Origin of the sequence: Propionivibrio sp. (assembly GCF_049316945.1) — a bacterium.
Taxonomy (GTDB): Bacteria; Pseudomonadota; Gammaproteobacteria; order Burkholderiales; family Rhodocyclaceae; genus Propionivibrio.
On sequence record NZ_JBMOJE010000203.1, the window covers coordinates 1 to 6,062 of the forward strand.

Below are 6,062 nucleotides of genomic sequence, written 5' to 3' on the forward strand. Positions count from 1 at the left end.
AGAATAGGCACTTCCACCTTGGCGAATGTCAGGCATTACCAACTCGGCGCTCTCAGGTAACCATTATTACGGCGATACTGCCGCCGACCTTTTCGAACCCTTTGCCGAGGAGTTTGACTTCATTTCCAGCCTTTACGCACGCCATGTCCGCTTGTCGCTGTCGGCGCCGCAGGGGGTGAAGATAAAGTTGTTGAACGACTAACAACTCCGACAACGGCCGGCGCGAACAGGCGGCAACCGACATCAGCGCCACGTTCGCCCCTTTTCTCGAGAACCTTCAGCGATTTGTAGTCAACGCCTTGCCACCCATGGCCCGCGCTGACAAAGGTCAAGGACTGGCCGAGAAGATCAAGCATGACAAAGCGCTTGAAACCGCCAAGGCCGAACTGGCACGTCTCACCAAAAGTTCCGACCGGGAGCATAAGGAACGGAAGGAACTCCAGAACCAGAACGTCGTTAAGCAGTTGGAGATCGATCGATTGCTGGGCGACCTGCTTGCGGCGCACAAAGAAACCAGAGCCCACCAGTGTTCGCTCCTTGATGCCCAGAAGGAACTTGCGGAGTTGCAAACTTCGTTGCAGCGGCTTATCGACGAAGGCATCAGCAAAGCATTAACCAATAAGCTCCGACATTGGATCGAGCCGGTTCTGAACACTGAAGTTGCGGTGGCCAGCGAGCAGCGCAGCGATCTGCTGGCCCGTTCGGCCGCTGCGCTCGTGAAACAGCGCTCGCAGGATATCCACTACGGAAACCGGGCCGAACTGACCCGAATGATTGCGGAACGGCGCCAGATGTTGGCGGACGTGCAGCGGGCGCGGATTGAGGCGTTGAACCCGCTTCCGGAACTCACGTCAATTACCACCGAACTGGAGCGCGCAATCGGCGACCTTTCCCACCGTCTTGGGCCTCCGGATGAACACCTCAGCGCGACCGTGTCGGGACTGCTGGCCAGAATCAATGCCGCAACTTCGCTCGACGCCTTGTCCGAGGTTCGTAAATTCATCCAGGAGGCGGCCTCGTACGGACTGTTGGACCGGGATGAACTGCACCAGCTTTATCGTGCAACGGACAATAAAGCGGGCCTGCTTTACGACAAGGTGGAGCTATTGGGCAAGGACAACGCCGGGTCTCCGACGACGCGTTTCTTTCTCCGTCACGCGATTGCGCAAGGGCACCCCTTTACGCTGTTTATCGATGGGCACAACGTTCTCTACACGCTCAAGGATCTGTTCTTACGCCATTTTCTGGACGACCGCCCTGGCCCCATGGCGCGAACCGAACTCGCCAACTGCCTGACCTCAATCTTTTTCAAGCAGGGGGCCGACGTGATGCTTTATTTCGACGGCAATGACCCCTCACAACAGTCACTTTCCGATCAAGTGCGCGTCTTTTATTCCGGTGGAGCGGGAGCGCATCGGGCGGATGAGGCGATCCTCAAGCATCTCATGCATTACGTCCATTCGGATTCCTCCGCACCGCTCTGTCTGGTCACCCATGACGCGGACTTTGCCCGCCAGGCGAGTGCTATGGGCGTCAGCATCATCCATCCAGAGGAATTCGCCACTTCGCTCGATATTGTTGCGTGATACAGGGGCATGGACGGCGGGAATTCAGACTGATGCAGTGTTTCTCATGATGTTCGGTGAGCAAAACTGCCGTTGACCGGGGTATGGCGCTCAAGGATACTCAGTCAGCGTTTGCCATTCTGCCCCATTGGGCTACGAGGAGATGTCAGTAGTAGCCTGAATGCAGCGAGCTAAAGCCAGGAAAATCACCCGATCAACGTACGCAAAGGCGATGGCGCGCTGCACATTCACCGTGCCGCCGAGGGCGGAGGTGGCGACCCCGAGGTTGCTGAGGACGCTGGCGATACCCTTATGAACGCCGTTCGGGAAAAGCTGCCGACGGATCGTCAGCGCCTCCTCGTAATAGGCGATGGCGCGCTGCACATTCGCCGTGCCGCTGAGGTCGGAGGTGGCGACCCCGAGGTTGTTGAGGACGCTGGCGGTGTCGTTATCGACGCCTTCCGGCGCCGAGCGACGGACGATCCCGAGACACTCTTCGTAGTAAGGAATGGCTTCAGCATAACGAGTGAGTGTTTGCAGCATGATCCCCATCTGGTTCAAGCCCTGCTTGATCTGCTCCGGATCACCACTGGCCCGATCCGCGTCCAGATTCTTGCGGTAATACGTCTCTGCCTCGCCAAAGTGTTTGAAACGTTCCAGGTAGTCATCGATGTCCAGCCGGTAGCTTTTCTGCTCCCCCGCCTTGAGTGTATCGGCGAAGGTAACCGTACCTTCCTTCTGCCCTTCTTCGATAAAGAATTTGGCTTCACGCTCGACCCGGACCTTGCCTTCTTTAACGGTAAAAGTAATTTCCTTGCGGGGAATCACTTCAACGCTGTAGGCCGTGCCGCGCACGATGGCCTGGAATTTGTTGTGCCGTACATTGAAGAAGTCGAGCGCCTTGCGCACGACGAAGCTGGCCATGCCTTCGTCCAGCGCCAGTTCCTCGCCGCGCCCGCTGACGGAAGAAACCCGCAGCCGGGAACCGGGAAACAAGGTGATCTCGTTGGTGTTGCTGCTCTTGAGCGTCATGATCAGACGCGCCGGGGTAATCAGCACGACGCCCACCGGGAAGGTGTCACCGACCTTGACGGTCTTCTCGGCATTCTGCCCGCCTTCATTGACGGTGAGCACCGCACTGGTGGCTTTGGCGTTTCCATCCAGCGTCAGGCCGGTGACCGTGAGTGCCCAGGTTTCGGCAACCGCCGGGAGTGCCCATAAACAGGCCAGGCTCAGGAGGGCAAGGAAGGTGCGGCGCAGGTGGCGGGTCATGAGGGTGTTCTCCGAACACGGGGTGGGTTGCATCGAGGGATTGGCCAAGGAAGCCATCAGGCGATGCGTGCGCCGTTGGCCGTCAACGCCATTTTGCATCAGGGCTATCATGAAATACACAATCACACTCCTCTGAAACCCACGTCAACAGGCGCTCTGCAATGTTATGGAGCTGATCGCCAATGAATTCGCGGTGTTTGAAGCAATAGTACCTGTAGCGCGTTTATTCATGAGGCTCTCCACGGGCAAGGATTGACAGCCCTTGGTGGGCGTCACCTTTCGCCGCCAGTGTCCGGAAAATGATTTTTGGTATCCCACGCCGCCAAGGTGTCAGCACTTAGCTCTTCCGCTCGCTTGATATGGCTTCATTGGTGCTTCAGCAAACCCCTTATCGACTTTGCTTATCGCCGCTTGCACCATTGATGCAGACTCATCGCCAAGCTTCCATTTTTTCGCAATTGCCGTCCATTGCGAAACAGCGCACCGAACTTCGCCAATAATCTGGAGCGCATTTGCAATATGGAATTTTCCACCGACTTTCAAGACATCTTGAAGCACAGGATGTCCTTTCCCGCTAACCGAAGTCATGTGCTCTCCGCCCATACCGGCACTAAATGTCAAGTCGAAGGCGGGAGACAATTTCCAGCCAGTCTCTTTGCTAAACAGGAAAGCGAAGTTTTTAACATGGTCATCCCGGTTGTGGGCCAACACATTAAACGCCATCAATCGGAATCCTCGTTCTATTTGCGAATGGTCATTGGTCAGCGCAGCGATACTTCCCAAAACACCTTCGTAGTCCAAGCAAGGCATACGATAATTGGCATACAAAAATCCGGCAAGCGAGAGCACATGCCGTTTGCCGTTTTTCCCTTCACGGTCAAATCGTTCAACGGCAAAGTAATGCTCTAGCCTTCCGCCCTTGCTAACCGCAATGAGGTCTGTGCGCGGCATCTGCACACCCGCGAGATTCGCCAGTTCGGCATAGGCTCGCTCAATTTGCCCCATGTCCTCCGGGTCATCCTCTCCTTTGAACTTAATGATCCAATGAGAATAATCTTCCGGCAGGATCTGGAAACCAGACAAGCAGACATCCGACGATTCTGATCTTGCAATGGTCACTTTCGGTCTTGTGCCACCGGGGGAGCCGCCCTGAATTGTTAATTGAGTGATCACTTCATCTTCTTTGCCTTTCAGTATGGCATCGACTGAATTTGCGAGGGATGCGATATCAAGTTTGTCTGAAATGGGCTCCTGCGCATAAATGGGCGCATATTCAAGTGCGCCCATTGATCTCGCCCCCATATAGGCCAAGCGATCAAGCGGCATGACTTCATAAGGCTTCCAATCAAATCGCTTCTTGAACTCGCGATCCATAAGCAGCAAGCCCCACCCGTCCGGTAGAGAATCGGAAAACGCGCCATGCAATCCCTGGAAAAGATTGTCTCTTGCCAATTGAGGTTTGGCATCAAATGCCATGGCTTTGGGTGCTAAATTAAACCCCGAAGCAATCCAGTTCTGGCTGTACTCAAACCAGATTCTCTTCTGATCATCGATCGCCAAAACACCAACCGTTTGTCCGTCAAGACTCACATTGAGCATATTGATGTGCTGCCCGATCGTCTTGGTCATAAACGCCCTCGCTGTCTTTTCTTGGCGGTGATTACAGCAATAGTCTGCACAGGCTTTGGCGCAAACAGTTCTTCAAAGCCATCGAACATATCCAGTGCGATAGCGATATCAACCAAAGCCGCTGTGCCAATTTGTCCCGTATATTCGAAACGCTTGATCGTTGACTCTGGAACGCCTGACTTTTCGGCAAGGGTTCTTCGAGTCCAACCCAGCGCAAGACGCGCACTATTGGCGCGTCTGCCAAGCTCGACAAGGATATCGGCAGGTGATTTGAATATAATGGATAACATATTAGCTATTATAGCGCACAAAACTATACATCGGACAACCCGTTGTCCATTGATTGTTTATGAAAATCCTGTCTATTCTGACTGTGCCTGATCAGGGCTTGGGCGCATCGTAAAGTGCCTCAATCCGGGCCATGTCCGGGTGCGTGATCCAGTCACCCTGAAAATCGCATGAAAATGGCTGGGTAGTGTAATTTGAGCATGATGGTCAATTTTGATCGCGCAGTAACACTCCTGTTTAGACGTACGGTGCTCGTACTTTAGTCAACTTGGCGCAGAAAAAACCACCCGATGTTGCCAAGGGGTGGCTTGCGGGTTGCTTCTTCTACGCCAGGTTAAGCCAAAATGTGCCCGGTTTCCTGATGCCTCACCACAAAAGACCGACCACGGAGATGAGGGTGATGTTTTCCGAAGCCGTCCGATGCCGGTGCCTGACGATGGACGAGATCAGCTTCTCCGGAAAGGCGATCTGAGATCGACAACAAGGTGGCTTCCAGGCTGCGCGGCTCACGAATTCCGAGCCACGTGGTGCCACGTGCAGACGTCAACGAATGCAATAGTGTTAGGTAGTGAAGCGGCGGCGGATCGATTTGATAACATGCCTCGGCGGCCGCCAGCCACTCGATAACCGTATGCCGGTGACCGATCAGTATCCCACGGCGGGATAGAAAGTAACTCTTACGCTGATCATCATATTCGTATTCGTCGGCCTTCCCGGCATCATGAATCAGCGCAGCCAGGATCAACACCGGGCGACAAACATCCGGATTCCCATGCGACATTTCATCAGCATATTCAGCCACCTCCACTGAGTGGCGTAAATTGCCGTTACGTTCAGCATGATGGCCATTCATGGAACTTGGCCCGATGGCAAAGCGTTGGAAACGCTTGCTCGCCCAGAACATCGCATTGAACAGGTGCTGGCAGTAATTCGGCAACGATGCCCACAGCACCAGCCCACGCTGGACCAATTCCCGATTCCGAACCCAACCTGGCGGGATAGTCTCGAAGAGATTCAGCGTCGGTACCGGAAGTTCGAGTAACTGCAGTTGAGTAATCGGCACGGCATCGGTGGTTGCCGGCACCTCGCCCTCCATGTCAAGCGAGGCCAGACTTCCGGGGACTAGTCGGAAATCAACCTTATCGGAAGTCCATTCGACGGCCAGTTTGGCCTGCTCGTGAAACAGCATGGCGCGATTCTGATACCCGTTGCCACTATGGGGAAACCGTTCAATTGAAACAACCCGGAATATATGCGGCATTATGTAGCAGCTACCCCAAGCCTCTGACCGCGGTACCGACCACAATA

The 6,062-nt window shown here is 54.6% G+C and carries 6 protein-coding genes; 2 read left to right on the plus strand and 4 right to left on the minus strand.

Annotation, left to right across the window (positions count from 1 at the left end; translation table 11 throughout):
* The first annotated feature begins 25 nt into the window (after nucleotides 1-25).
* Nucleotides 26-202 (plus strand): hypothetical protein, encoded by a 177-nt coding sequence (locus ACOYNV_RS25160; protein WP_422902555.1) that lies wholly within the window; start codon nucleotides 26-28, stop codon nucleotides 200-202.
* Nucleotides 203-308: 106 nt separating this feature from the next.
* The gene (locus ACOYNV_RS25165) at nucleotides 309-1,586 is read left to right on the plus strand and encodes an NYN domain-containing protein (protein ID WP_422902556.1); all 1,278 of its coding nucleotides are present in this window, start codon (nucleotides 309-311) and stop codon (nucleotides 1,584-1,586) included.
* 132 nt (nucleotides 1,587-1,718) lie between these two features.
* On the opposite strand, the gene ACOYNV_RS25170 is transcribed toward ACOYNV_RS25165, so the two are convergent.
* The 4 genes from ACOYNV_RS25170 to ACOYNV_RS25185 all read right to left on the minus strand — a co-directional run.
* The gene (locus ACOYNV_RS25170; RefSeq protein WP_422902557.1) at nucleotides 1,719-2,936 is read right to left on the minus strand and encodes a tetratricopeptide repeat protein; all 1,218 of its coding nucleotides are present in this window, start codon (nucleotides 2,934-2,936) and stop codon (nucleotides 1,719-1,721) included.
* A 231-nt stretch (nucleotides 2,937-3,167) separates the two neighbouring features.
* Nucleotides 3,168-4,466, minus strand: coding sequence for a type II toxin-antitoxin system HipA family toxin (locus tag ACOYNV_RS25175; RefSeq protein WP_422902558.1), 1,299 nt, complete (start codon nucleotides 4,464-4,466; stop codon nucleotides 3,168-3,170).
* Nucleotides 4,463-4,756 (minus strand): helix-turn-helix domain-containing protein, encoded by a 294-nt coding sequence (locus ACOYNV_RS25180; protein ID WP_422902559.1) that lies wholly within the window; start codon nucleotides 4,754-4,756, stop codon nucleotides 4,463-4,465. The genes ACOYNV_RS25175 and ACOYNV_RS25180 overlap by 4 nt, the downstream gene beginning before the upstream one ends.
* Nucleotides 4,757-5,088: 332 nt before the next feature.
* The coding region (locus ACOYNV_RS25185; RefSeq protein WP_422902560.1) for an HD domain-containing protein at nucleotides 5,089-6,062 on the minus strand (974 nt) is incomplete at its 5' end.